This is a genomic window from Xanthomonas sp. DAR33341, assembly GCF_003992815.1.
GTDB lineage: Bacteria > Pseudomonadota > Gammaproteobacteria > Xanthomonadales > Xanthomonadaceae > Xanthomonas > Xanthomonas cissicola.
Map to the genome: position 1 here is coordinate 60,814 of NZ_QEYV01000023.1, position 22,814 is coordinate 83,627.

Genomic DNA, 22,814 nt, shown 5'->3' on the forward strand with positions numbered 1-22,814 from the left:
CTGTGCGCCGTGACAACGCAGTTGGGCGATCAGCACGATGCCATCGTTGGCTTTCTAGACGATCCGGTGTTCGTCATTGCTGGTGGGCGACAGGTGCATTCAAGCCGCCGATGGCTTGGTCAATCGCTTGTGTCTGCTTGTTGCGGGCTCAGCAAGGACTTGCCATCCTTCGATGCCCCGCGTTGAAGAAGGTGTAGCGATGAAGGCGCCGCTTGGAAGTGCTCTGGTTGCGATGGCGTTGCTGGCTGGCTGTGCCCGCGATGTGGGCGAGCAGTACGTGGGCAAGTGGGTCGATGTGAAGTCGGAAAAGCACGTGCTGAGCATCGAGCACAATGGCGAAAGTTTCATTATTCGCGACACCCAGCCGGAACTGTTCGGCAATGGCGTCAAGACGCGCAATCATCCGGCGCTGCTGACCAAGGGGGTGCTGCAGGTGTCCAACGGGGGCGGCACTGTCAACTACGCGATCGATGAGGCGACCGGCAAGCTGAGCACGGGCGATACCGAATACACGCGGGTGAAGTGACGGCGAGACGCTTGGTCAACGGCGTGCGATGGGCATGCGGCGCTGCGGTAGGCGAGGTGATCGATTCACCAGATAGCTGCCTCATGTCGTTTGGATTGCGGCGCATACGGCGATGAGCGTGGGCTGCGCATCCATGCGCTGAGTGCGCATACCATGTCTTCACTTACCGCCTGAGTGTGGAAGTCGTGCATGCATGCGTCGCCTGACCAGTCGTGTAAGTTCGCGCTTGCCCTATGCACGCGCCGCCGCCTGCGCCTGCATCCAGCGCCACAGCGTGGTGCGCGAGACGCCGAGCGCTTGCGCGGCAAGGGCGCGGTTGCCGTTGGCGCGGTCGAGCGCGACGCGGACTGCACTGGCAGTGAGCTGCAGGCGAGAGGTCGCTAAATCGGCATGCTCACGTGGTGCGCCGCGGTTGTCGGCAGGCGTATCGAATAATTCCGGCGCCCAGCGTTCGAGTTGCTCCAGGCTCAGGCTGTCGTGCGCTTGGGCTTTCCAGTGAATGCACAGGCGTTCGACCAGGTTGCGCAGTTCGCGCACGTTGCCGGGCCAGGGGTGTTGCTGGAGGCGTTGCAATGCAGATGGCGACAACGGCGATGGAATGCTGCCGAGTTGCTGGAAATAATGCGCAAGCAATAGGGCGATGTCGTGGTTGCGGTCTCGCAACGGCGGTAGTGCAATGCGCAGCGCGGCAAGGCGATAGAACAGGTCGCGGCGGAAGCGGCCTTGTTCGACCAACTGCTGCAGTTCCTGCAGGCTGGCGGCGACCACGCGCACGTCGATCGCGACGGGCATGGTTGCGCCGACACGCAGCACTTCGCGCTCTTCCAATACGCGCAATAGCCGCGTTTGCAACGGCATCGGTAACTCGCCGATTTCGTCGAGGAATAGCGTGCCGTCCTGCGCGGTTTCGATCAGGCCGGTGTGGCCGCCGCGGCGGGCTCCGGTGAAGGCGCCGTCGCTGTAGCCGAACAGTTCCGCCTCCAGCAACGATTCGCTGATGGCGCCACAATTGATCGCCACGAAACGGCCGCGGCGGCGACTGCCGGCATGCAGTTGTCGTGCGACCAGTTCTTTGCCGGTGCCGGTTTCGCCGCTGATCAACACGGTGCCGGCATGCGGTGCGTACAGTTGCACCAACTCGCGCACGTGCAGCATTGCGCTGTCGTCGCCCAGCAGGGCGTCGGCCCGTCGTGCGCGGCGCGTGGCGGTACGGCCGGCAACGCGATCCGTGCCTGGAGCAGTGCCCAGCGTGATGGCCTGTTCCAGCGCATGACGCACCGAATCGGCCGAATACAGCAGCACGCCAGGCAGCCCGGCCTGCTCGGCGAAGTCGATCGCCATGCCGGTGCCGACAATGACCTGGATGCCGCTGGCGCGCAGATCGGCGATGCAATCGCGTGCGTCTTCGGCGGTGACGAAACGGCGGTGTTCGATCTCCAGGTCGAAGCTGTGCTGGAAGGCGTGAAACGACGGCACATCGGTGGCATGGGTGACCACGCCGATGCGCGGCGCAATGCGGCGCGCCCGCGCCAGCGCTTCCATCAGATCGAACCCGGTGGCCTGGATGGGCGCGAAGGGCAGCGCGAGCCGGCTGCGCAGGTACGCTGCATTGGATCCGCCCGCCACCAGCGCGTCGCAGCGCTCGCGTCGCAGCCGCTGGCCGATGACCTCGACCGCTTCGGCAAAGCCGAGGTTGATCTGCTCGATGCGTGCGCGCTGGTCGAACTCGGGGATGACATCGGCCAGCAGGCCGGTCAGGCGCGAGACGCTGACGGTCCAGATGATGGGCAAGGAAGCGTCCGCGGTTTCCGGAAGGGTAGGGCTGCGCATGACGTTGTCGCGTTTCAAGAGTGTTTCAGGGTGAATCAGTCGTTGCAATTTTGCAACAATCGATGCCCTGGGTGGTATGAAAATCAACGAGTTACGCTTGGCATGGTGTTTGCGGCTACACGGTCATCCCATCCAAGGAACCGCCATGACGTTCTCGTCCGCTCCCTCTGCCGGCACGCGGTTTCGCGCCGCACTGGCTGCCGAATCGCCGCTGCAGGTAATCGGCGCGATCAATGCCAACCATGCGCTGCTGGCGCAGCGCGCAGGCTATCAGGCGATTTATCTGTCAGGCGGCGGCGTGGCGGCCGGGTCGCTGGGGTTGCCGGATCTGGGCATCAACACGCTGGAAGACGTGCTGATCGACGTGCGCCGTATCACCGACGTGTGCGAGCTGCCGCTGTTGGTGGATGTGGACACCGGTTTTGGCCCGAGCGCATTCAACATCGAGCGCACCATCAAGTCGCTGATCAAGGCGGGCGCGGGCGGTTGCCATATCGAAGACCAGGTTGGTGCCAAGCGCTGCGGTCACCGGCCGGGCAAGGAAATCGTGAGCCAGGGCGAGATGGCGGATCGGGTCAAGGCCGCAGCCGATGCCAAGACCGATGCGGCGTTCTTCCTGATTGCGCGTACCGACGCAATCCAGATGGAAGGCGTGGAGGCGGCGATCGAACGCGCCATCGCCTGCGTGGAAGCGGGTGCGGACGGCATCTTCGCCGAAGCCGCCTACGACCTGGATACCTACAAGCGTTTTGTCGATGCAGTGCGCGTGCCGGTGCTGGCCAACATCACCGAGTTCGGCAAGACCCCGCTGTTTACGCGCGACCAGCTGGCGCAAGCCGGCGTGGCGATCCAGCTGTTTCCGCTGTCGGCATTTCGCGCCGCCAACAAGGCGGCTGAGGCGGTTTATACGGCGATTCGGCGCGACGGTCATCAGCAGGGCGTGCTGGACAGCATGCAGACGCGCGAAGAGCTGTACGAACGCATCGGCTATCACGAGTACGAGCAGCGGCTGGACGCGTTGTTTGCGCGCAAAGGCGCATGATGACGCGTTGCTGATCATCTTCATTGCCACCTCGCACGCCATCCCGCGACACCACACAGTTTGGGAGCTCATCGCATGAACGACACTGCCACTCCTGGTTTCAAGCCGAAAAAGTCCGTCGCCTTGTCCGGCACTGCTGCCGGTAACACGGCCCTGTGCACGGTGGGGCGCAGCGGCAACGATCTGCATTACCGCGGTTACGACATTCTCGATCTGGCCACCACCAGCGAGTTCGAAGAGATTGCGTATCTGCTGGTGCACGGCAAGCTGCCCAACCGCGGCGAGCTGCGCGGTTACAAGGCTAAGCTGCGCTCGCTGCGCGGCGTTCCGGCTGCGGTCAAAACCGCGCTGGAACAGTTGCCTCCGTCGGCGCATCCGATGGACGTGATGCGCACCGGCGTGTCGGTGCTGGGCTGCCTGCAGCCGGAAAAAGACGACCATAACCACCCTGGTGCGCGCGACATCGCCGACAAGCTGATGGCCTCGCTCGGTTCGATGCTGCTGTACTGGTATCACTACAGCCACAACGGCAAGCGCATCGAGGTAGAGACCGAGGACGATTCCATCGGCGGGCATTTCCTGCACCTGCTGCATGGTTTCGCGCCCAAGGATTCGTGGGTGCGTGCGATGCATACCAGCCTGATCCTGTATGCCGAGCACGAATTCAATGCGTCCACCTTTGCGAGCCGCGTGATTGCCGGGACCGGCAGCGATATGTACAGCGCCATCGCCGGTGGCATCGGTGCGCTGCGTGGGCCCAAGCATGGCGGCGCCAACGAAGTGGCGTTCGAAGTGCAGAAGCGCTACGACACCCCGGACGAAGCAGAAGCCGATATCAAGGCGCGCGTGGAACGCAAGGAAGTGGTGATTGGCTTTGGGCACCCTGTGTACACGGTATCGGATCCGCGCAACAAGGTGATCAAGGAGGTGGCGCGCGAGCTGTCCGATGAACAGGGCAGCCGCAAGATGTACGACATCGCCGAGCGTTTGGAGAGCGTGATGTGGGACATCAAGAAGATGTTCCCGAACCTGGATTGGTTCAGTGCGGTGAGCTACCACATGATGGGCGTGCCGACAGCGATGTTCACCCCCTTGTTCGTGCTGGCGCGCACAGCCGGCTGGAGCGCGCACATCATCGAGCAGCGCGTGGACGGCAAGATCATTCGCCCCTCGGCCAATTACACCGGGCCGGAAGATCAGGTGTTCGTGCCGCTGGATCAGCGCAGCTAAGAGCGTGGGGGCATTGGCCCTCATCCGCCCTTCGGGCGCCTTCTCCCGCTTGCGGGAGAAGGGCGCAACCGCAAAAACCCCCGCCCGCTTCGATATCGCCAGCCATGAATAGCCAGTACCGCAAGCCCTTGCCGGGCACCTCGTTGGATTACTTCGATGCACGCGCTGCCGTCGATGCGCTGCAGCCCGGTGCGTATGCGACCTTGCCGTACACCGCACGCGTGCATGCGGAAAATCTGGTGCGGCGTGCAGAGCCACAACTGCTGGAGGCGTACCTGCGGCAGTTGATCGAGCGCAAGCGCGAGCTGGATTTTCCGTGGTTTCCGGCACGTGTGGTGTGTCACGACATCCTGGGCCAGACCGCATTGGTCGATCTTGCCGGCTTGCGCGATGCCATTGCCGAGCAGGGCGGCGACCCGGCACAAGTCAATCCGGTGGTGCCGGTGCAGTTGATCGTGGATCACTCGCTGGCAGTGGAATACGCCGGCTTCGACAAGCAGGCGTTCGCCAAGAATCGCAGCGTGGAAGATCGCCGCAACGCCGATCGCTTCCACTTCATCGAATGGACCAAGCGTGCGTTCGAGAACATGGAAGTGATTCCGCCAGGCAACGGGATCATGCATCAGATCAATCTGGAGAAGATGTCGCCAGTGATCTACACGCTCGATGGCGTGGCGTTCCCGGATACCTGTGTGGGCACCGACAGCCACACGCCGCATGTGGATGCGCTGGGCGTGATCGCGGTGGGCGTCGGCGGGTTGGAAGCGGAGAACGTGATGCTGGGCCGCGCCTCGTGGATGCGCCTGCCGGACATCATCGGCGTGGAATTGACCGGCCGGCCGGCGCCTGGCATCACCGCCACCGACATCGTGCTGGCATTGACCGAATTCCTGCGCGCGCAACGCGTGGTTGGGGCGTATCTCGAGTTTTACGGGGATGGTGCGCGGGCGCTGACCATCGGCGACCGCGCGACCATTTCCAACATGACGCCGGAATTCGGTGCGACGGCGGCGATGTTCTCTATCGACCAGCAGACCATCGACTACCTGCGGCTCACTGGTCGCGACGATGCGCAGGTCGCATTGGTGGAGACCTATGCGCGGCATACCGGCCTATGGGCAGACGATCTGGCCACCGCGCAGTACGAGCGCGTGCTGCAGTTCGATCTGGCGAGCGTGGTGCGCAACATGGCCGGGCCGTCCAATCCGCACAAACGCGTGGCCACCACCGCACTGGCGGATCGTGGCATTGCCGGTGCGTGGGAGCAGGTGCCGGGGAAGATGCCCGATGGCGCAGTAATCATCGCAGCGATCACCTCGTGCACCAATACCTCGAACCCGCGCAACGTGATCGCTGCCGGTTTGCTGGCGCGCAATGCCAATGCGCGTGGCTTGACCCGCAAGCCGTGGGTGAAAAGCTCGCTGGCGCCGGGATCCAAGGCAGTGCAACTGTACCTGGAAGAAGCCGGTTTACTGAGCGAGCTGGAACAATTGGGCTTCGGCATCGTGGCGTTTGCCTGCACCACCTGCAATGGCATGAGCGGGGCGCTGGATCCTGCGATCCAGCAGGAAGTCATCGATCGCGATCTGTATGCCACGGCGGTGCTGTCGGGCAACCGGAATTTCGATGGGCGCATCCATCCGTATGCCAAACAGGCGTTTCTTGCTTCGCCGCCGCTGGTGATTGCCTATGCCATTGCCGGCACCGTGCGCTTCGATATCGAGAAGGATGTGTTGGGCATCGACGCCGACGGCGTGCCGGTCACGCTCAAGGATCTGTGGCCGAGCGATGTCGAGATCGACGCAGTGGTGGCGCGCAGCGTCAAGCCGGAACACTTCCGCAGCGTGTACGACCCGATGTTCAAGCGCAGCGCGGGGCAGGGGATCAGCGTGAACCCGTTGTACGAGTGGCGCCCGGCCAGCACGTATATTCGGCGCCCGCCGTACTGGGAAGGCGCGTTGGCCGGCGCGCGCACGCTGCGCGGCATGCGCCCGTTGGCCGTGCTGGGCGACAACATCACCACCGATCACCTGTCGCCGTCGAACGCGATCATGGCCGGCAGTGCCGCCGGGCAATATCTGGCGCAAATGGGCGTGCCGGAGGAGGACTTCAATTCCTACGCCACCCATCGCGGCGACCACCTCACCGCCCAGCGTGCGACGTTTGCCAACCCCAAGTTGATCAACGAAATGGCAGTGGTCGATGGGCAGATCAAAGCCGGCTCGCTGGCCCGGCTGGAGCCGGAGGGCCAGGTGCTGCGCATGTGGGAGGCGATCGAAACCTATATGACGCGCAAGCAGCCGTTGATCATCATTGCCGGCGCCGATTACGGGCAGGGCTCGTCGCGCGACTGGGCAGCCAAGGGTGTGCGGCTTGCCGGTGTGGAAGTGATTGTCGCCGAAGGCTTCGAGCGGATTCACCGTACCAACTTGATCGGCATGGGCGTGCTGCCGCTGGAGTTCAAGCCGGGCACCGACCGCAGGACCTTGGGCATCGATGGCAGCGAAACTTTCGACGTGGTGGGTGAGCGCACGCCGGGCGCCACGCTGACGTTGTCGATCCATCGGCGTGATGGCGAGCAGCTGCAGGTGCCGGTGACCTGCCGACTGGATACCGCAGAGGAAGTGTCGATTTACGAAGCCGGTGGCGTGTTGCAGCGGTTTGCGCAGGATTTTCTGGAAGCCTCGGCTGCCTGAGAGCGCTGATTGAAACGCCCCAGTCGGCTTGCACCTGCCGAACGGGGCGCGCGCACTTTGGCAATCTTTGCCATCCGGAGGCGGTATGGCCACCATGAACATTTCTTTGCCTGACGAGCTCAAGCAGTTCGTCGATCAGCAGGTGGCGGAGCATGCTTACGGTTCCAGCAGCGAGTACTTACGTGAGTTGATTCGCAAGCAACGCGATATCGAACAGCTGCGTGGTGTGTTGCTTGGTGGAGCGAACTCCGGACCGGCAGTGGCGGCCGACGCCGGCTTCTTCAACGCGATGCGAGCGCGTGCCAACGCGCGTGCCAGCGAGCAGTGAAGCCTGCGCACTGGCGTCCGTTGGCGCTGCGCGATGTCGAGGCCGCAGCCGCGTGGTACGGCGAACAGGCGGGGCTGGAGGTCGAACTGGCGTTTGTTGACGCACTGGAATCGGCGGTCGACATGCTCGTGCAGCATCCTAGCGCTGGTCCAAGTCGCTATGCGGTGATGTGAAGCTGCAGGATGTGCGCGTGTGGCCGCTCGACGGATTTCCCTACCTACTTTTCTACGTTGAGCGTGATACCAGCATTGTGATCTGGCGTGTGCTGCGGATGCAGCGCGACCTCCCCGCATGGATGAGCGAAGCACAATGAACTGCATAACGCACGCGTGGTGCTGAGCGCTTGCACTGCTGCAATCGATATCCCCTTTGCTGCGACTCCATCCAGTGAGCTAACCGAGGTTCCATGCCGCATCTTCCCCAACTCCGCATCCCCGCCACCTACATGCGCGGGGGCACCAGCAAAGGCGTGTTTTTCCGTCTGCAGGATCTGCCGACCGCCGCGCAGCAGCCGGGGGCTGCACGCGATGCGCTGTTGTTGCGGGTGATCGGCAGCCCGGATCCGTATGCCAAGCAGATCGATGGCATGGGCGGGGCCACATCGAGCACCAGCAAGAGCGTGATCGTGTCGGCCAGCACGCGCGATGGGCATGATGTGGACTACCTGTTCGGGCAGGTGTCCATCGATAGCGCGTTCGTGGATTGGAGCGGTAACTGCGGCAATCTGTCGGCGGCGGTGGGGCCATTCGCCATCGCCAGCGGCTTGATCGATCCCGCACGCGTGCCACGCGATGGTGTGGCCACGGTGCGGATCTGGCAGGCCAATATCGGCAAGACCATCGTGGCGCATGTGCCGATGACCGGTGGGCTGGTGCAGGAGACCGGCGACTTTGAACTGGATGGGGTGACCTTTCCGGCGGCGGAAGTGCAGCTGGAATTTCTCGACCCGGCCGACGATGCCGAAGGCGACGGCGGGGCGATGTTTCCCACCGGCAACGTCATCGATCAACTGGAGATTCCCGGGCTGGGCACGCTCGATGCCACGCTGATCAATGCAGGCATTCCCACCATCTTCGTCAACGCGCGCGACCTGGGTTACACCGGGACCGAGCTGCAGGACGCCATCAATGGCGACCCGCGCGCCTTGACCATGTTCGAGACATTGCGCGCGCACGGTGCGGTGCGGATGGGTCTGATTGCGAAGGTGGAAGACGCCGCGACGCGGCAACACACGCCCAAGGTCGCCTTCGTGGCACCGCCGGCCGACTACACCGCGTCCAGCGGCAAGCCGGTGCACGCGGCAGAAATCGATCTGCTGGTGCGTGCGATGTCGATGGGCAAATTGCATCACGCGATGATGGGCACTGCAGCAGTTGCGATCGGCACCGCTGCGGCCGTGCCGGGCACGCTGGTCAATCTGGCTGCCGGCGGTGCGGCGCGCTCGGCGGTGCGATTCGGGCATCCGTCCGGCACCTTGCGGGTCGGCGCGCAGGCGCAGCTGGTCGAGGGCCAGTGGCAGGTGACCAAGGCGCTGATGAGTCGCAGTGCGCGGGTGTTGATGGAGGGTTGGGTCAGGGTGCCGGCGCCTGTTACCGAGGTTGGATAAGCCTGTAAAGGGGGATATGGCCAGCGCTGCTAACGGAGCTTCCCACTTGCCGTCGTATAAATCGCAAGACTGCGTTGCATTAATTCGAACACGTTTTCGAATTCCGGAAACTTTTTCGCACGCGCTCTGCCATATTTGTGTAAATCGTGTTAATTCTGTTGCACCGCGGCACGCAGGCCGGGCCGCCCCGCCACCAGAATCCGGAGTTCTTCCCATGTCCGCCAGCCGGTCGCTCAAGATCAGCGCGCTTGCCGTTGCCGTCGTTTCCCTTCTTCCGCTCCATGCCGTTGCCCAGCAGACGCCCAGCGACGACGGCGTCGTGCGTCTGGATGCGGTCAAGGTCACGGTCGAGCGGCGTTCGGAAGACTCCAAGGACGTGCCGGTATCGGCATCGGTGTTGCGTCCGGAATTCCTGGATGCCATCTCCACCAGCGGTTCGGACATCCGCGTGCTGGCCGGCAAGGCGCCCAGCCTGAACATCGAATCGTCCAACGGCCGTGTGTTCCCGCGCGTGTACATCCGCGGCTACGGCAATACCGACTTCAACACCTACGCCTCGCAGCCGGTATCGTTGATCTATGACGACGTAGTGCAGGAAAACGCGTTCCTGAAGGGCTTCCCGATCTTCGATCTGGAAGGCCTGGAAGTGCTGCGCGGCCCGCAAGGCACGCTGTTCGGCCGCAACACGCCGGCAGGCGTGGTCAAGTTCAATTCGGTCAAGCCGACCATCGGCGCCAATGACGGCTACGCCAGCCTGTCCTACGGCACCTACGGCACCATGACCCTGGAAAGCGGCCTGAGCATCGCGATGGGCGACCATTGGGCGGCGCGTCTGTCCACGCTGGGCCAGCGCCGCGACGATTGGGTGGAAAACCGCGACGGCCGCGATCTGGAAGGCTATACCGATTCGGCCGTGCGCCTGCAGCTGCTGTACCAGGCCAGCGACGACTTCAGCGCGTTGTTCAATGCGCATGCGCGCCATCTGGACGGCACCGCGCGCCTGTTCCGCGCCAACATCATCCAGCCCGGTACCAATCAGCTGGTGGATGGCTTCGATGCGGATAAGTCCTTCATCGACGGCGCCAACCGCCAGGAACTGCAGACCTACGGCGGCAGCGCCAACCTGAGCTGGGATCTGGGCGACATCGCGCTGCACTCGATCACCGCATACGAAGGCATCGGCAAGTACTACAGCCGTGGCGATATCGACGGTGGCTTCGGTGCGGTGTTCGCACCGCCGTCGGGCCCGGGCGTGATTCCGTTCCCGGTGGAAACCGCCGGCGGCATCAAGAGCCTGGATCAGTACAGCCAGGAAGTGCGCGCCGAATCGCAGTACGACGGCCCGCTCAATTGGCAGGCCGGCCTGTACTACTTCCATGACGATGTGGAAGGCGAAAATTACACCTACAACACCCTCAGCGGCGGCGATCTGGCCAGCTACCAACTGACCCGCCAGCGCAATACCTCCTGGGCGGCGTTCGGCTCGTTGAACTACGCGGCCACCGACCGTTTGAACCTGCGCGCCGGTATCCGCTACACCTACGACAAGAAGACATTCGACGTGCTGGCGCTGGACCGCGTCACCCTGGTCGAACCGTCCAGCGGGCAGACCGACAACTCCAAGGTCACCGGCGATCTGGCGGCAACCTTCTCCATCAACGACGACGTCAATGTGTATGCACGTGCCGCACGCGGTTTCCGCGGCGCCAGCTTCGGCGTGCCGTCGGGCACCGCGCCGCTGACCGTGGCCGAGCCGGAGACGGTGGATTCGTTCGAGCTCGGCATCAAGTCGGACCTGTTCGACAACCGCGCGCGCCTGAGCTTCGATATCTACGATTTCCGGGTGAAGAACCAGCAGCTCACGGCGGTGGGTGGTGCGTCCAACGACGTACGTCTGCTCAACGCCGACAAGACCAAGGCCCGCGGTGCGGAGTTCGATTTCGAAGCCTTGCTGACCCAGAACCTGCGCGTTACCGCAGGCGGCGCCTACAACTGGACCCGCATCGACGACCCGAACCTGTCGGTGGGCATCTGCCGCACCTGCACCGTCACCGACCCGATCAACGCGGCCGGCCGCGCAGTGATCGACGGCAACGATTTGCCGCAGGCGGCGAAGTGGATGGCCAACGCCACCCTGCGTTACGGCATTCCGATGGGCAACGACGGCGAGCTGTTCTTCTACACCGACTGGTCGTACCGCAGCGAGGTGAACTTCTTCCTGTACGACTCCAAGGAATTCACCGGCCAGCCGCTGGTCGAAGGTGGCGCCAAGATCGGCTACAACTGGGGCGCGGGTGCGTACGAGTTGTCGGTGTTCTGCCGCAACTGCACCAACCAGATCCGCGTGACCGGTGCGATCGACTTCAACAACCTCACCGGCTTCATCAACGACCCGCGCATCGTGGGTGCGCAGTTCCGCGCCAACTTCTGATCGGCGCTTTGGTGTAGCACTATCGAACCGCCGGCGATCATGCCGGCGGTTTTTTTATGGCAGCAGGAGTGGGCAGATGCGGCGGACCTGGCAGCGCGCGTGGGGATTGGTAGCGATGTGGTGCGTGTCCACTGCCGCGTCGGCGCAGCAGTCCGTCGCGGCCGTGCCATCCATGCCGGCATCGGTGCAGACCGAGAAAGTGGTGGTCTCCACCGACATCGGCGACGATATCGACGATGCGTTCGCGTTGGGATTGCTGCTGCGTCGTCCGCAGTTGCAGGTGCTGGGCATCGCATCGGCATGGGGCGACACCACGTTGCGCGTGCAGTTGCTGCAGCGGTTGTTGCAGCAGGCCGGGCGCAGCGAGATCCCGCTGGCGGTGGGCGCGCGTACCACCAGCAGCATTGCGTTTAGCCAGGCAGGCTGGGCGGCCAAGGGACAGATGCCGGCGGCACTGCCTGATGCGGCCGCGATGATCCTGCAGCAGGCGCGCCAGCATCCGGGCGAGGTCACCTTGCTGGTGCTGGGGCCGATGACCGATGCGGCGCTGGCGCAACAACGCGACCCGGCCGGCTTTGCCAAGCTCAAGCGTGTGGTGGCGATGGGCGGATCTGTGCGGGTGGGCTATGGCAAGTCTGCGTATCGTCCGGTCAGTACGCCGGCGCCGGAGTACAACATCCTGGCCGACGTGCCGGCAGCGCAGCGCGTGTTCTCATCTGGTGTGCCCATCGTGTTGTTGCCGCTGGATGCCACGCAGATCACGCTGGAAGAGCCCGAGCGCGTGGCCTTGTTCGCGCACGGTGATGGACTGACCGATGCGCTGACGCAGCTGTACTACCAGTGGCGCAACACCGACCAGCCCTGGGCCAGTGCCACGCCCACATTGTTCGACGTAGTGCCGGTGGCCTGGCTGCTACGCCCGGCGCTGTGCCCGACCACGCCGCTGCATCTGGACGTGGATGCGCAAGGCTATACCCGCGAAGGCGCTGGTGCGCCCAATGTGCAGGCCTGTCTGCGCGTGGATAAGCCGGCGCTGATCGAACTGTACATGCGTGCGTTGCTGGAGTTGCCCTGATAGCGGGGAACAAATGTCGTCAATGCCTGTGCCCCGCGGCGAGTGCTTTTTTTGCAGCTCTTTGTGAGCTAGTCAAAAGCCTGGCTGGTCGACAGCGCGATGCCCTCACCGCTTGCGGGACACGCCGTGAATCCAGCCTTGGAGGCCCGATGGCGGCATCCATGCCGCCAACTGTCCCGCAATCGGCGAGGTCACCGTGCCAGACAGTCAGCTGGCGACCAACTGAAAGCGGGTCATTTCGACTCGGCTAGCGTGCTGTCGCGGATCGATTGTTTGGCATTCGATGGACGCGACGACAGAACGAGCGAGGGGCGATCAAAAAAGCGCTTTGAGCACTGCCCTCAGAGACACCGGCCAATCGTCATTGGTCCTTGCCCGCTCACCGTCGCGGGACCTTTGGCGTGTCCTGCGATGAGGGGCGGGCAAGAGCCCTGCAGCCAAGTCTCAGCCCAGTTGCTCTGTAACAAAACCACTGCGCTCGCCACAGCCGAGCGCACCGTTGCCATCGCAACGCTCGCCAGCAGCGCACGCTTGCCGCCCATCGGCAAGCAGCCAGGTCGTCGCTTTGGCGCCATCAGCCAGATGCGCGGCGTCGCTATACTTGCGTTCTCACATTGCGAGTAGCACGAATGGACAGCCAGGGATCACGGATGATGCGGTCGGGCACACGGCGGATGTTGCTGTGGGCGGTGTTGCTGGCCGTGGCAATCGGCGCGGTGGCGTGCAAGCGCAACGAAAGCGGTCAGCTGCCCGCGGCAAGCGGCGAGGCGATCAAGGCCGACAAGCAGGCCATCACCGGTTTCGCGCTGGCGCGTGCCTATCCCGACCAGACCAGCGACGGCCTGTCGCTGGCACTGGAATTCTCGCGGCCGCTGGTCGGTACGCAGGATTTCGATGCGCTGGTGCGCTTCGAAGAGAAGGTCGGCACGGGCGACAGCAGCTGGACGCTGTCCGAGGACGGCAAGACGCTGCGCTACCCGTACGTCGAAGCGGCCAAGGACTACACCGTACTGGTCGACGCCAACCTGCTGGCCGCCGACGGCAGCCGCCTGGGCAAGCCGCTCAAGCAGAAGGTCTACACCGGCGAACTCAAGCCGGTGGCCGGGTTCGCTTCGCAGGGCAGCGTGCTGCCGGCGCGCGAGAGTCGTGGCCTGCCGGTGGTGTCGGTGAACGTGCCGGAGGTGGATGTCGAGTTCCTGCGCGTGCGCGAAAAATCGCTGCCGGCATTCTTCCAGCAGTTCCAGCGTGGCGGGCGCCGCGGCAGCTGGGATCTGGAGAGCGAGTACAGCGGCAACCAGCTGTTGTCCCAACTGGCCGACCCGGTGTACGTCAATCGCTTCATCCTTGGCGGCAAGCAGAACGAGCGCGTGCTGACCTACCTGCCGACGCAGGACATCAAGGAGCTGCAGGAACCGGGTCTGTATTTCGCGGTGATGAAGCGCGCCGGCAGTTTCGAAAACGAATTCGACACCGCGTTCTTTACCGTCAGCGACATCGGCCTGCATACGCGCGCCTACAAGGACAAGTTGTTCGTCCACACCGCCTCGTTGCAGAGCGGCGAGCCGATCAAGAACGTGGAGCTGCGCATCCTCGACGCCAAGGGCGAGTTGTTCCTGAAAGGTGCGACCGACGGCAACGGCAATGCGCTGCTCAACTACACGCTCGACGCCGGCCATGTGCTGACCGCACGCAGCAAGACCGACATTTCGCTACTGCCGTTCAACCAGCCGGCATTGGATCTGAGCGAGTTCGCCGTGGCCGGGCGCCAGGGCGCGTGGTTCGATGTGTTCGCCTGGGCCGGTCGCGATCTGTATCGCCCCGGCGAAACCATGCGGGTGTCGGCGATCCTGCGCGACAACGACGGCAAACCGACCAAGCCGCAACCGGTGTTCCTGCGCCTGAAGCAGCCGGACGGCAAGATCTTCCGCGAGACCAAACTGCTGCCGGGCGAGCAGGGCTATTTCGAATTCGCCCAGCAGATTCCGGCCGATGCGCCGACCGGCCGCTGGCAGGTGGAATTCCGCACCGATCCGGCCAGCAAGGACGCCGTGCAGGGCATGACCGTGCGCGTGGAAGAGTTCCTGCCCGAGCGCATGAAGCTGGACCTGGACAGCACGCAAAAGATCTTGAGCGCCGGCCAGCCGTTCAAGCTGGTGGCCAATGCCGCGTATCTTTACGGCGCACCGGCCGCTGGCAACCGTTTCACCGCCAAGCTGGCAGTCAGCGTCGAGCAGCATCCGCTTGAAACGCTGCCCGGCTGGTTCTTCGGCGACCCCACACTGGAGCTGCCGCGCGAAGCCAAGGACGTGATCGATACCGAGTTCGGTGGCGACGGCATCCTGCGCGAAGACATCGCATTGCCGGCCGAGGCCAAGCCGGTCAGCACGATTGCCGCGGTCGTCTCCGGCAGCGTGTACGAAACCGGCGGGCGCACGGTCACCCGCACCCTCAAGCGCGTGCTGTGGCCGGCCAAGGCCCTGGTCGGCGTGCGTCCGTTGTTCGACGACGAAGACGGCGCCGATGCCAATGGGACGGCGCGCTTCGAAGTCACCCGCGTGGATGCCGATGGCAAGCCGCAGCCGGCCAAGGGCCTGAAGGTCACGTTGGTGCGAGAGCTGCGCGACTACCACTGGAACTACACCGACAATCACTGGGATTACGACTTCACCCGGCGCTTCGAAAACAAGGACACGCGCACGCTCGATGTGGGCAGCGTCAATGCCAAGATCGATTTCCCGGTGGAATGGGGCGAATACCGCCTGGACGTCTTCGACCCGGCGAGCGGGCTGACCACGCGTTACCCGTTCCGCGCCGGCTGGAGCTGGAACGATGAAAACCGTGGCCTGGATGCGCGCCCGGACAAGGTCAAGCTGGCGCTGGACAAGACCGGCTACCGCGCCGGCGATACGCTCACCGTCACGCTGACCCCGCCGCATGCCGGCAAGGGCGTGCTGCTGGTGGAAAGCGACAAGCTGCTGTACGTGCAGGACATCGACGTCAAGCCGGGCAGCAGCTTCGAGATTCCGGTGACCGAGGCGTGGGAGCGCCACGATGTGTATGTCACCGCACTGGTCTTCCGCGGCGGCAGTGCGCCCAGCAAGATCACCCCGGCACGTGCGGTGGGTGTGGCTTATGTGCCCATGGACCGCAAGGCGCGGCGGGTGGCGGTGGGCGTGTCCGCACCCAAGCAGATGCGCCCCGAGCAGCCCCTGCCGGTGACGGTGAGCGTGCCCGAGCTGGCGGGCAAGGCCGCGCACGTGACCATTTCGGCAGTGGACGTGGGCATCCTCAACATCACCCGTTTCCCGGTGCCCGATGCCAACGCGCAGTTCTTCGCGCAGCGTCGTCTGGGGACCGATGCGTACGACATCTATGGGCGGGTGATCGAGAGTTTCGAAGGCGCCAGCGGCAAGCTCAAGTTCGGCGGCGACATGGCGCTGGAAGCCCTGCCGCAGGCCAAGCGCCCGACCGCGCGCGTGCAGACGGTTGACCTGTTTTCCGGCTCGGTGAAACTCGACGCCCGAGGCAACGCGCGCGTGCAACTGCCGGTGCCGGATTTCAACGGCACCTTGCGGGTGTCGGCGTTGGTGTACTCGGACACGCGTTACGGCAATCGCGACATGGAAACCATCGTGCGTGCGCCGATCCTGGCCGAAGCCAGCATGCCGCGCGTGATGGCCCCAGGCGACCGCAGTACGGTGACGCTGGACGTGCAGAACTTCACCGGCAAGCCGGGCGAGTTCAACGTGCGTGTGGAGGGCATTGGCCCGCTCGCCATCGGTGAGGCGTCGCGCAGCGTCAAGCTCGGCGTGGACGCCAAGCAGACGCTGAGCTTCCCGCTGAGCGCTACCGAAGGCTATAGCGTGGCCAAGGTGCGCGTGCGCGTGGACGGCAACGGATTCAAGGCCGACCGCAGCTACGAGTTGCCGGTGCGCGCCGGCTGGCCGCAGGTGTTGCGTGCGCAGACCCGCGTGCTCGATCCGCTGGCGCCGATCACCCTGGACAGCGGATTTGCCGATGGCCTGATGGCCGGCTCGGTGACCGCACGCATGGTGGTCAGCGCGTTGCCGCCGATTCCGTTCGCCAGCGCATTGCAGGGTGCATTGGAGTATCCGTACGGCTGCGCCGAGCAGACCACCAGCAAGGGTTATGCGGCGCTGCTGCTCGACGATGCCACCGCCAGGGCGCTCGGCACCAAGGGGCTGGAGCCGGCCAAGCGCCGCGAGCGCATGGAAGGCGCGTTCGGGCGTTTGGCGTCGATGCAGATCGCCAGCGGGCATTTTTCGATGTGGGGCGACGATGGCTACGTCAATCCGGGCCTGAGCCCATACATTGCCGAATTCCTGCTCGACGCCAAGGACGCCGGTTTTGCGGTGCCCGACAACGTGTTGCAAAAGGCGCTCAATCGCCTGAGCGAAGATCTGTTGTCCGGTGGCAACGAGTTTTACGGGCAGGACCGTCGCGACAACTTGAAGTTCGCCAATCAGGCTTGGTCCGGGTACGTGCTGGCACGCGTCAACCGCGCGCCGCTGGGCACGCTGCGCGCGCTGTACGACAACCAGCGCGACAAAGCGCTGACGGGCCTGTCGTTGGTCCATCTGGGCATCGCCTTATCGCTGCAGGGCGATACCAAGCGTGGCGAAGCGGCGATCAAGGCCGGGTTTGCCAAGGACAGCAGCGAGCGCCCGCCCTACTTCGGCGATTACGGCAGCGCGATCCGGGACGATGCCTTGATGATGGCGTTGCTGCACGAACGCGGTTTGTCCAAGCCCGAGTACGACACCCGCGCGGTGGCCCTGGGCCGCGCCCTGGATGCGCGTCGCGCGACCGGCTGGCTATGGCTGAGCACGCAGGAGCAAGTGGCGCTTGCGCGGTTGGGCAAGGCCTTGATGGTCGGGCAGGGCAAGCAGGTGTCCGGTACCTTGACGGTGGGCGACCAGGTGCAGCAGATCGCACCTGCACGTCTGTTTGGGCGTAGCTTCGACAGCGCCGCCCTGGCGCGCGGTGTGCAGTTCGCACCACAAGGCGAGGCGCCGATGTACGCCAGTCTGGAAGTGGCCGGCATTCCGCGCAGCGCACCGGAACCGGATACGCGCAATCTCAGCGTGGAGCGCAGCTGGTACACCACCGACGGCAAGCCGTGGACCCCGCGCCCACTCAAGGAAGGCGAAGCGTTGATCGTGCGCGTCAGCATCACTGCCAACAGCAGCATGCCCGACGCCTTGCTCACCGACCTGTTGCCGGCCGGCCTGGAGATCGAGAATTTCAATCTCGGCGATGCCAAGCAATGGTCCGACGTGGTGGTGGACGGCATCGGCATCAGCGAGCGGTCCAGCGCCGCCGACGTCAAGCACGAAGAGTTCCGCGACGATCGCTATGTGGCCGCGCTTGCGCTGTCATCTGGCAGCAAGGCGCAGGTGTATTACCTGGTGCGTGCCGTCACGCCGGGTACCTACACGGTTCCGCCATCGCTGGTGGAAGACATGTACCGGCCGGAGCTGCGTGGTGTGGGGCGCAGCACGCCAGCCACGATGACGGTGGTGCAGCCGTAAGGTGACGCGTTCGCCCTTCTCCCGTCGGGAGAAGGTGCCCCGCTAGGGGCGGATGAGGGTACGAGCGAAGCCTCGTGTAGTTGGCGTGGCATGAGTGGTTTCGCCCGTACCCTCATCCCAACCCCTCTCCCGCAGGGAGAGGGGCTTTGCAGGGCGCTTGCGACGTTTCCCGGTAGCCGCTGAGTGCTTGCTTCGCATACCGCGACATCGCTGCGCATTGTCTTTTCTCTGCGACGCAGGCGACACGCGAAGGTCATTTTTACGCTTTACGGTGGCGTGCTTTCTCATCGGCGCAGCGTTAGTGCTGCGCAACTCACGGGATTCCATGCAGCGCTTCGATCCGTACCGTATGCACCTGTCCGTTCTCGCCGTGGCCATTGCCGCATGCTCGCCTGCAGTGCAGGCGCAAACCGTCGGCGCGTCATCCGACGCCGTGGGTCTTGCGTCACCAATACGCCCGGACACGGCGTCATCCAATGAGAGTCAGGGTCCCACAGAGACGGCGTCGGTGGCAGAGCATCCCTCCAACACCGCCTCCACAACCTCGCGCAACGATGCAGCCGGCCGCGGGGCGCCCGCCGCAGACGCGCCTGAAAGCGGCGTAATGACCCTCGATGCCATGCACGTCACCGGCGTGCGTCGCGCCAACGCGGCTGCGGTGGAAAGCAAGCGCGCGGCGACCAATATCACCGATGTGATCAGCGCCACCGACGTGCGTGCCTTGCCCGACAGCACCATCGTCGAGGCATTGCGGCGCGTGCCTGGCTTGTCCGTCCTGCCTGCCACCGATAACGAGCATCCGCGCGATGAAGCAGCCACGCCGGTATTGCGTGGCCTGGGGCCCTCGTACAACAACGTCACCATCGACGGGCTCACCATCGCCTCGCCCGGCACACCGAACGGCACGCTCGGTTCGATCACGCGCGGCGTGCGCCTGGACCTGTTGCCGGCCTCGATGGTCAGCGAATTGCAGGTGGTCAAGACCTTCACCCCCGACCTGGATCCCAACGCCACCGGCGGTGCGATCAACCTGAAAACCCGCAGCGCCTTCGAAAACGGCGGCAAACCGTTCTTCAGCGCCGAGGCGGCGCTAGGCCACGCCAACGATGTGGGCAAGCCGCGCGATCAGGACGATCCTGGCTATCGCCTCAACGCCACCGGCAGCCGCACCTTCGGTAGCGAGCAGCAATACGGTGTCACCGTGTCTGCCAACTATCAAACGCTGAGCAGCTACACCGAAACCCATATGACCACCGACACGGTGCACTACGGGTTCTACGACAACAGCGGTGTCTTGCAGACCGGCGACAGTCTCGGCAATGGCTGGGCGGTGCCGCAGCAGGATAAATATTGGTACGTGCAGGATCAGCGCGACCGTTATGGCCTCACCGGCAAGTTCGAGATGCGGCCCAGCGCGGCGCTCGAAGCCTACGCGATGGCCGGCTACTACTATTTCAAGGACGACATGGAGCGCAACGAGGTCATCATCGATCCGCGCAACCGTGGCCGTGTCTTCAATCAAACCGCAACGTCCGGCAGTTATCCCGGTGGCGACATCGAGGTGGGCTATTCAAACCAGGTCGTCACCACGCGTACCAAGGTTGCGCAGCTGGGAACCATCTGGCGGCCCACCGATCGCCAACAGTTTTCCGCACGCGGAGCGTGGTCGGACGCGACCTACGACGAGCCGATTCGCATGATCAAGTACGCCACCGGCATCACGCGCCCGGCACCGGTGCCGGTGGGCCAGACCGGCAGTGGCGTAACCGTCAATGCCACGCCCAACTATGCGTTCAATTACGACACCTCCGGCTTCGATCAACGGTTCGGCGTGTCGCCGCAGGCATATGACAATCTCGACAATTACAGCCTGTCGTACTGGCGCCCGGACTATCAGCGCACCGCGTCCGATCGCATCCTGACCGGTCGGCTCGATTACGGTTTCAACCAAGGCGAAAGCGATCAAGGCATCGGTTTTGCGGCAGGCGTGTCGTATACCACCGACAAGCCGTCCTACGAGATCTATCGCGTCGAGTATCAGCCTAATACGACGGCGCCGGCGTTCGGCCTGGCCGACGTGGTGGGCACCGGCAGGGCGCCGATGCGCTATGCCGGTTTGAATCTGCTGAGCATCGATCCGAACAAGGCCAATCGCGTGCTGGCGGCCGCGCCGTTGAGCGCGTTCAACAGCACCGACCAGCAGGCCTTCAGCAATCAGGATAATTTCACGCATACCGAAAAGACCTTCGGTAGCTATGGCTTGATCAGCTATCGCAGCGATCGTTTGAATGTGCAGGCCGGTGTGCATTTCGACAGCACCAAGCTCGACACGGTGGGCCGCCAACGGCAGCTGGATGCGGCAACCAATCACTACGTGTACGTCGATAACCCGACCAGTGCGGACTACGACTACCTACTGCCGTCGGCGGTGATGACCTATCACCTGACCGATGCGCTGGATCTGCGCGCCGGTGCAAGCCGCACGTTGGGCCGCCCGCCGTACGATGCCTATGCGGCGCGTACCTCCATCGGCTTCGTCAATACGACAGACGCCGGCAACCCGAACGCGCAGGGCGTCACCGTCACCATCGGCAACCCAGACATCAAGCCGCGTGTGTCCAACAACCTGGATCTATCGCTGGAATGGCGCCTTCCCGGGGATTTCGATGCGTTCGCGTCCGCTGCCGTCTTCGACAAACATATCCAGGACGAGATCTTCACGCTCTCGCGCACCGACAGCTTCACCTTCGACGGCACCACGTATGCGAATGCGTTGATCAGCACGCCGGCCAATGCCGCCAAGGCGCGTATCCGCGGTGTGGAGTTCAACGGCATCGTCAACACGTTGGGGCCGATCGCGCCGTGGTTGAGTGGCGTCGGTTTCAGCGCAAACCTCGCATTGCTGGATGGCAGCCTGGATGTGCCTTACAGCGTCGGCAGCGGCAGCAGCCTGACCCAGCGCGAGCGCAAGCTCGACAATTTGGTCGGTCAGCCCGATTACACCGCCAACGCAACGCTGTTCTACAACGCCGGCGGGCTGGAACTGCGTGCGGCCTACAACCGGCAAGGCAAGGCGCTGCGTTCCATCGTCAGCAACATCGATTGGCAGGATCTGTATTGGTCGCCGCGTTCGCAACTGGATTTCACCGCCACCTATGCGGTGAGCAAGCAGTTGAGCGTGATCGGCCAGGTCAGCAATATCACCCACAGCCGCATCACCAGCGTGACCGGCCCGGGGCAGAATCTGCTCAAGGACAGTTATTCGGTGCCCACCACCTATTGGGTGGGTTTGCGGTTCACGCCGACGCTGTGAGCGCGGCCCGGGCGACAGGTGGGCAATGCCTGCCAGCCTGAAATCGATGCCTGCCGTTTACCCGCTTGATTTCACCAGCGTGTGCGAAGCGCGGCAACGCCCGTCTGCCGCGCTACCGTATTGCAAACATCTGATTGGAGCTGTTCGATGACATCACGCCCTATTACCGTCCTCGCCGCCGTGCTGTGCGCGGTCGTGGCCACTTCGGCGAGCGCCGCACCGACAGGCGTGGCCGCGATCCAGGCGCGCCTGACCAATCCGCAGGGCGGCCTCGTGGTGGTTGCGCACCGCGGGTGTCATGCCGCCGCGCCACAGCATGGCTTCACCGAGACCGCGCCGGAAAATTCGCTGGCGGCGTTGGAGCGCTGCATCGCCATCGGCGCCGATGTGATGGAAACCGATGTGCGGCGTGCCGCCGATGGCAGCCTGGTGATGCTGCATGACGCCACCGTGGACCGCACCACCGATGGCACCGGCAAGCTGTCCGAGTTGACCTTGGCCGATCTGCAGAAGCTGCGCCTGCGCAGCGACGAAGGTGGCGCACAGGCACCGTTGACCGACCAGCGCGTGGTCACGCTCGATCAGATGCTGGCCAGGGCCAAGGGGCACATCCTGCTCAACCTGGATGTCAAGGACGCGATCTACGTGCAGGTGATCGATGCGGTCGCACGCGCCGGCATGCAGCATCAGGTGATCGTCAAGGCCGAAGCCGGCATGTTCACCGCGCCACTGGCGGCGATGCCGCCGTTCGATACGGTGTACTTCTTCCCGATCCTGATCAACGCGCATGGCAAGGCCGATCTTGCTGCCATTGCAACGGCACAGACACGCAATGCACGCCCGATGGCATTCGAGTTGCCCAAGATGACCGCCGCGCAATTGCCGGCACTGGCAGCGGTAAGCAAGGCCCATAACGTGCGGCTGATGGTCAATTCGTTGTGGGAAGGCTTCATTGCCGGCTATGGCGGCGATGCGGACGCCGAGCGCGATCCCGACAAGGTCTGGGGCCGGATGTACCGCGACGGTGTGTCGATCATCCAGACCGATGCGCCGGAAGCCTTGCTGCGCTATCGCGCCACGTTGGAAAAGCGCTGAGCGGAAGCGACCAGGCCGCCGTCCCAAGCGGTGGCAACGAGGTCTAGCACGGCGCGCCGCGCACCAAACAACTCGACGGACGAGATGTCA

At 64.0% G+C, this 22,814-nt stretch carries 13 protein-coding genes; 12 read left to right on the top strand and 1 reads right to left on the bottom strand.

Annotated features, from left to right (window positions below):
• Nucleotides 1–199 precede the first annotated feature (199 nt).
• Entirely contained in the window at nucleotides 200–526 is a 327-nt protein-coding gene (locus EO156_RS08955; protein ID WP_016849831.1) for a hypothetical protein, read from the top strand.
• 231 nt (nucleotides 527–757) lie between these two features.
• On the opposite strand, the gene prpR is transcribed toward EO156_RS08955, so the two are convergent.
• Complete coding sequence (gene prpR / locus EO156_RS08960) at nucleotides 758–2,374, bottom strand: propionate catabolism operon regulatory protein PrpR (RefSeq protein ID WP_016849832.1); 1,617 nt, start codon at nucleotides 2,372–2,374, stop codon at nucleotides 758–760.
• 127 nt (nucleotides 2,375–2,501) lie between these two features.
• Here prpR and prpB point away from each other — a divergent pair, with 127 nt between their 5' ends.
• From prpB to EO156_RS09025, 11 genes are all read left to right on the top strand, one after another.
• The gene (prpB, locus tag EO156_RS08965) at nucleotides 2,502–3,398 is read left to right on the top strand and encodes a methylisocitrate lyase (RefSeq protein WP_005913929.1); all 897 of its coding nucleotides are present in this window, start codon (nucleotides 2,502–2,504) and stop codon (nucleotides 3,396–3,398) included.
• 75 nt (nucleotides 3,399–3,473) lie between these two features.
• The gene (gene prpC / locus EO156_RS08970) at nucleotides 3,474–4,628 is read left to right on the top strand and encodes a 2-methylcitrate synthase (protein WP_005913931.1); all 1,155 of its coding nucleotides are present in this window, start codon (nucleotides 3,474–3,476) and stop codon (nucleotides 4,626–4,628) included.
• Nucleotides 4,629–4,732: 104 nt separating this feature from the next.
• Complete coding sequence (gene acnD / locus EO156_RS08975; protein ID WP_016849833.1) at nucleotides 4,733–7,324, top strand: Fe/S-dependent 2-methylisocitrate dehydratase AcnD; 2,592 nt, start codon at nucleotides 4,733–4,735, stop codon at nucleotides 7,322–7,324.
• Between the two features lie 85 nt (nucleotides 7,325–7,409).
• Nucleotides 7,410–7,652, top strand: coding sequence for a type II toxin-antitoxin system ParD family antitoxin (locus EO156_RS08980; RefSeq protein ID WP_016849834.1), 243 nt, complete (start codon nucleotides 7,410–7,412; stop codon nucleotides 7,650–7,652).
• Between the two features lie 20 nt (nucleotides 7,653–7,672).
• Nucleotides 7,673–7,825 carry a type II toxin-antitoxin system RelE/ParE family toxin gene (locus EO156_RS08985; protein ID WP_235801476.1) on the top strand — a complete coding sequence of 51 codons (153 nt, stop codon included), beginning with the start codon at nucleotides 7,673–7,675 and terminating at the stop codon, nucleotides 7,823–7,825.
• Nucleotides 7,826–8,058: 233 nt separating this feature from the next.
• The gene (gene prpF / locus EO156_RS08995) at nucleotides 8,059–9,258 is read left to right on the top strand and encodes a 2-methylaconitate cis-trans isomerase PrpF (RefSeq protein ID WP_016849837.1); all 1,200 of its coding nucleotides are present in this window, start codon (nucleotides 8,059–8,061) and stop codon (nucleotides 9,256–9,258) included.
• A gap of 214 nt (nucleotides 9,259–9,472) precedes the next feature.
• Nucleotides 9,473–11,689, top strand: a complete 2,217-nt coding sequence (locus tag EO156_RS09000) for a TonB-dependent receptor (protein ID WP_003483908.1) — start codon at nucleotides 9,473–9,475, stop codon at nucleotides 11,687–11,689.
• Between the two features lie 76 nt (nucleotides 11,690–11,765).
• Nucleotides 11,766–12,764 carry a nucleoside hydrolase gene (locus EO156_RS09005; RefSeq protein ID WP_016849838.1) on the top strand — a complete coding sequence of 333 codons (999 nt, stop codon included), beginning with the start codon at nucleotides 11,766–11,768 and terminating at the stop codon, nucleotides 12,762–12,764.
• Between the two features lie 650 nt (nucleotides 12,765–13,414).
• Entirely contained in the window at nucleotides 13,415–18,316 is a 4,902-nt protein-coding gene (locus EO156_RS09015; RefSeq protein WP_026006979.1) for an alpha-2-macroglobulin, read from the top strand.
• 325 nt (nucleotides 18,317–18,641) lie between these two features.
• On the top strand, nucleotides 18,642–21,629 hold the full coding sequence (locus EO156_RS09020) for a TonB-dependent receptor (protein ID WP_016849841.1): 2,988 nt from the start codon (nucleotides 18,642–18,644) through the stop codon (nucleotides 21,627–21,629).
• A 147-nt stretch (nucleotides 21,630–21,776) separates the two neighbouring features.
• Nucleotides 21,777–22,724: a glycerophosphodiester phosphodiesterase family protein gene (locus tag EO156_RS09025; protein ID WP_026006980.1), complete on the top strand. Its 948-nt coding sequence runs from the start codon at nucleotides 21,777–21,779 to the stop codon at nucleotides 22,722–22,724.
• Nucleotides 22,725–22,814: the final 90 nt, after the last annotated feature.

Excerpts from the sequence above, each read along its gene's own strand:
- EO156_RS08955 (WP_016849831.1), top strand. The coding sequence starts at position 200 with ATGAAGGCGCCGCTTGGAAGTGCTCTGGTTGCGATGGCGTTGCTGGCT.
- EO156_RS09015 (WP_026006979.1), top strand. The coding sequence starts at position 13,415 with ATGATGCGGTCGGGCACACGGCGGATGTTGCTGTGGGCGGTGTTGCTG.
- EO156_RS09000 (WP_003483908.1), top strand. The coding sequence starts at position 9,473 with ATGTCCGCCAGCCGGTCGCTCAAGATCAGCGCGCTTGCCGTTGCCGTC.
- EO156_RS09005 (WP_016849838.1), top strand. The coding sequence starts at position 11,766 with ATGCGGCGGACCTGGCAGCGCGCGTGGGGATTGGTAGCGATGTGGTGC.
- EO156_RS09025 (WP_026006980.1), top strand. The coding sequence starts at position 21,777 with ATGACATCACGCCCTATTACCGTCCTCGCCGCCGTGCTGTGCGCGGTC.
- EO156_RS09020 (WP_016849841.1), top strand. The coding sequence starts at position 18,642 with ATGCAGCGCTTCGATCCGTACCGTATGCACCTGTCCGTTCTCGCCGTG.
- prpB (WP_005913929.1), top strand. The coding sequence starts at position 2,502 with ATGACGTTCTCGTCCGCTCCCTCTGCCGGCACGCGGTTTCGCGCCGCA.
- acnD (WP_016849833.1), top strand. The coding sequence starts at position 4,733 with ATGAATAGCCAGTACCGCAAGCCCTTGCCGGGCACCTCGTTGGATTAC.
- prpF (WP_016849837.1), top strand. The coding sequence starts at position 8,059 with ATGCCGCATCTTCCCCAACTCCGCATCCCCGCCACCTACATGCGCGGG.
- EO156_RS08980 (WP_016849834.1), top strand. The coding sequence starts at position 7,410 with ATGGCCACCATGAACATTTCTTTGCCTGACGAGCTCAAGCAGTTCGTC.
- prpC (WP_005913931.1), top strand. The coding sequence starts at position 3,474 with ATGAACGACACTGCCACTCCTGGTTTCAAGCCGAAAAAGTCCGTCGCC.